The organism is Paenibacillus sp. 598K, from assembly GCF_003851045.1.
GTDB lineage: Bacteria > Bacillota > Bacilli > Paenibacillales > Paenibacillaceae > Paenibacillus_D.
Genome location: NZ_BFBX01000230.1, coordinates 1 through 3,915, shown reverse-complemented (window position 1 = coordinate 3,915; position 3,915 = coordinate 1). Strand labels below are relative to the sequence as shown.

Annotated in this window: 2 protein-coding genes; one reads left to right on the top strand and one right to left on the bottom strand. The window is 63.5% G+C overall.

All coding sequences use genetic code 11. The annotated features are described in order from the left end of the window. A partial coding sequence (locus PA598K_RS34750) for a pyridoxal-phosphate dependent enzyme (RefSeq protein ID WP_128661275.1) occupies nucleotides 1–351 on the top strand: 351 nt, incomplete at its 5' end. 116 nt (nucleotides 352–467) lie between these two features. On the opposite strand, the gene PA598K_RS34745 is transcribed toward PA598K_RS34750, so the two are convergent. Further along, nucleotides 468–3,803, bottom strand: a complete 3,336-nt coding sequence (locus PA598K_RS34745) for a glycoside hydrolase family 2 TIM barrel-domain containing protein (RefSeq protein WP_128661274.1) — start codon at nucleotides 3,801–3,803, stop codon at nucleotides 468–470. Between the last annotated feature and the right edge of the window lie 112 nt (nucleotides 3,804–3,915).

The following is a 3,915-nucleotide window of genomic DNA, read 5'->3' as shown; positions in this document are numbered from 1 at the left end:
GTCGCCGTCGACGCCGAAGGCAGCATCATCCTCGGCGGCTCCAAGGGTCGTCGCCTGCTGCCTGGTCTCGGCGCGGGCATCGTACCGCCGCTTGGTCAGGCTGACTTCGCGGATGTCAGCATTCGCGTCAGCGAGGCCGACATGGTGCGGGGCTGCCGCCTGCTCGCGCAGCGCGAAGCGATCCTGGCTGGCCCGTCCTCGGGCGCCGGCATCTGGGCGTTGCAGCAGCTGTTGCCAGAGCTGCCGGACGGCTCGGTCTGCGTCGTCATCCTCCATGACCGGGGCGAACGCTACATGGACACCGTCTACGATGACGAGTGGGTGCGGGAGCACCTGGGAGTCGTCCTGTAGCGGTAGTCGTGACGGGCTGCTCTTGCCCTGGCGGCCCCGACAGGCAGCAGCGTCTGCCGCCAGCTCGCGCGGGCAGCCCGGCAACTCTGCTCATGGATGATCGCATTGCAGCCAGCTCATCCTATCGGCGCCATCTCAAAGGCACAGGCGAGCGGACGCTCTGTCGGAATCAGGTAGGCATCGAGCGTCGGCGCATAGCCGCAGCTGTGGTTGCCGAGGCCGCTCTGGGCGGCGTCCAGGTGGACGAACGTCTCCGGGCGCTGCCGGAGCAGATGCACATGGCTCGCAAGCGTCAAATCCTGGGCGCTGTAGTGATGCGCACTCACCTGAAAGTACCCCGCGGCCTTACAGGATGGGCCAGAGTCGTCGTCCGTCTTCGGCGCTACTGCTGCGAAGCGCAGTCCGATCCCGACCTCGTTGACTACACTCGCCCAGCGAACATCGGCTTTATTGCCATTCTCCTGCGGCTTGATATAAGGCACGAACTGCTCCTGTACCGTGCCTTCGTAGATCCCCAGCTTGCCGCTCGACTTGCGATCGGGATAGCATTCGTGCGGGCCGAGGCCGTACCAGCTCAGGCGATCGTAGCCGGCAGGCATCGTCAGCTCGCAGCCGAAGCGCGGCAACGGCGGCAGTCCGGCAGACGGCGCGAAGCACATGTCCAGCCGCAGACTGCCGTCCTGCCGCAGACGCATCTCCATGCGTGCGCGTCCAGCGATCGGACAACCTGCCGCACCCAGCACAAGCTCCGTGACGATCGCGGCGAAGCCGTCTCCGGTCGGCGCCGCCTCTGCCAGTCGGACATCGGCGAGCAGTCGATCATAGCCAGCCTCTCTCCACTGACGCGCTAGCCGTACGTCATTGTCGACCGGCGCTCGCCACAGGCTGATATGCGGTCCCGCATCCAGCACGCGCTCTCCGCGCACGCGCCAGTCGAGCAGGCGGCCGCTGCGGCTGCAGATGCTCCATTCCGAATGCGCGGCGAAAGCCTGGATCAGCCCATCCTCCTCCAGCATGCGTACCTGCTCGGCGAGGCGGACTGAGCCTTTAACGCCGCGCTTCATCGCAGGCTCCCGCTGTGCGGCAACATTCCCCAGCGGCAGATCCGCCCATGCGATCTCATAGCCCGCCTCCGCCCACAACATCGGCTCCCTCAGCTCGAGCCGGACATGTACGACATACTCTCCCGGTTCGGATAATCGCTTGTCATTATCAAGCATCGTCGCAGCGAATGGCAGCCTCACTGTCGCCGTCTCTCCCGGCCCGGCGTCGAGCATCGCCGACAGCTCTCCCTGAGCGACAACCGCGCCGTCGCGCTTCAGTTCCCAGACGGCTCGCAGATGATCAAGCCCGAGCATATCGTACCGATTACGTATCGTCCATTCGCCGTTCTCAGGCTGCCACATTTCCGTCTTGATCGGCTCGAGCGCCTTTTTGTACTCCAGCAGCGCCGCCTTGGGCATACCGTCCGGGAACAGCAGCCCGTCGAGGCAAAAATGGCCGCTGTGCGGCGCCTCGCCGAAGTCGCCGCCGTAGGCATAATACGTCGTGCCGTCCTCGGCGCGGCGACCGATCGCCAGATCCGCCCACTCCCAGATGAGTCCGCCGAGCAGACGCGGGTACCGATAGATCGCTTCCCAGTACTCCTGCAAGTTGCCCACCGCATTGCCCATCGCATGCCCGTACTCGACCATCAGATAAGGGCGAGCGTCCGGCTTGAGCGCCTCGGCGATCAGCATGTCGACGGACGGGTACATCGTGCTGACGATATCCACGATCGGCGCATCGTAAGCGCGTTCGTAGTGGATCTGCCGCGACGGGTCGACACTGCGGACCCATTCGGCCATTGCGTCGTGATTGCGCCCGTAGCCCGACTCGTTGCCGAGCGACCAGACGATGATCGACGGGAAATTGCGATCGCGGCCGACCATCCTACGTACGCGGTCGAGGTAAGCCTCCCGCCAGGCCGGGTCATCCGACAAGCGGCTCTCTGCCGCGCCTTTGGCGAAGCCCGGCGTCTCCTGATTGACCCGCTCGCCTGTGAGCGCGAAGCCATGCGTCTCCAGATCGGCCTCGTCGATGACGTATAGTCCATAACGGTCGCACAGCTCCAGGAATCTCGGGTCGTTGGGATAATGGGCGAGCCGCACCGTGTTGATATGATGCCTTTTCATCAGGATGACGTCGCGCTCCATTGCCTCAACGGTGACCGCATGTCCGCGCCAAGGGTCAAACTCGTTGCGGTTGACTCCCTTGATGAGCGTCGGCTGTCCATTGACGAGCAACCGACCGTCTGCGATCCGCACCTCGCGAAACCCGATCGCCAGCCGCTTCACCTCCTCCGTCTGCCCACCCGGGCCCTCCATTATCAGCAGCAGCGTGTACAGGTACGGCGTCTCGGCCGACCATAGCCGGGGCTTGGCCAACTGCATCGTATGATGAACTGTCACTGAAGCGCCCGATCGCAACGGGTCAAGCATCTGTCGATGCGTCGCGACAGTCTGCCCCGCCGCATCAAGCAGCTCAATGTGCACGCACCGCACAGACGGTAGCTCATTGGCCGACAGGAGATCGGTGAGTTGTACGACTGCATCCGGCGGCTCGATATCTGCGCCTCGTTCCGCTCGCGACTCCTCGGCCGACGAGAGGTCAGCAAGCCGCACGACTGCATCAGACAGCTCGATACCGGCGCTCCGCTCCGGCCAAGGCTTCCCGGTAGACATGAGGTCAGCGAGCTGCAGCGTCACATCGAGCGTGGCCGCCTCTCCGCGCAGTCTCGTCGTTGTCTGAGCGTCCACAATTGCCACCGGCGACAACGCCATTAGATAGACATCTCGGAAGATGCCGCTCAGCCGCCACTTGTCCTGACTCTCCAGATAGCTCCCGTCCGACCACTGGTACACCTTGACTGCCAACAGGTTGTCTCCGGTCGTCAGATACGCCGTGATGTCGAACTCCGATGTCAGATGACTGCCCTGGCTATAGCCGACGAAGCGACCGTTCACCCATACATGGAACGCCGAGTCCACCCCCTCGAAGACGAGCCGCACCGACCGCCCCGCCCACTGTTCGTCGACGCGGAATCGCCTGCGGTAGCACCCCGTCGGATTGTCCTGAGGCACATGCGGCGGATCGACAGGGAACGGATACGGACAGCTGCTATATTGCGGCCGGCCATAGGCTTGCAACTGCCAGTTGCTCGGCACAGGCAGCTCATCCCAACCACTATCATCGTAATCCTGAGCTTCCCAGGCGGCAGGCACGCGTTCCGGCGATTCGCTGTAGCGGAACCTCCAATCCCTGCCGCTGAGCAGGTGAAAAAAAAGAGACCCTTCGCGGGCCTCCGTCAACGCCGATTCGCGGCTGGCATAAGGAATCATATACGCATGCGGGGGCTCAACCTCCCGCCCCAGTACGTCCAGATTCATCCAGTCTGGCACTTGTTGGTGCATCGGATGCGCCTCCTTGATTCAAACTTTCTTGCATTAAAGCGCCGTTTGGCGGCTTGGCGGGCGCTCCTACGAAACTTTTGCGTTAGAGCGCTGTTTGGCGGCCCATCGGGCG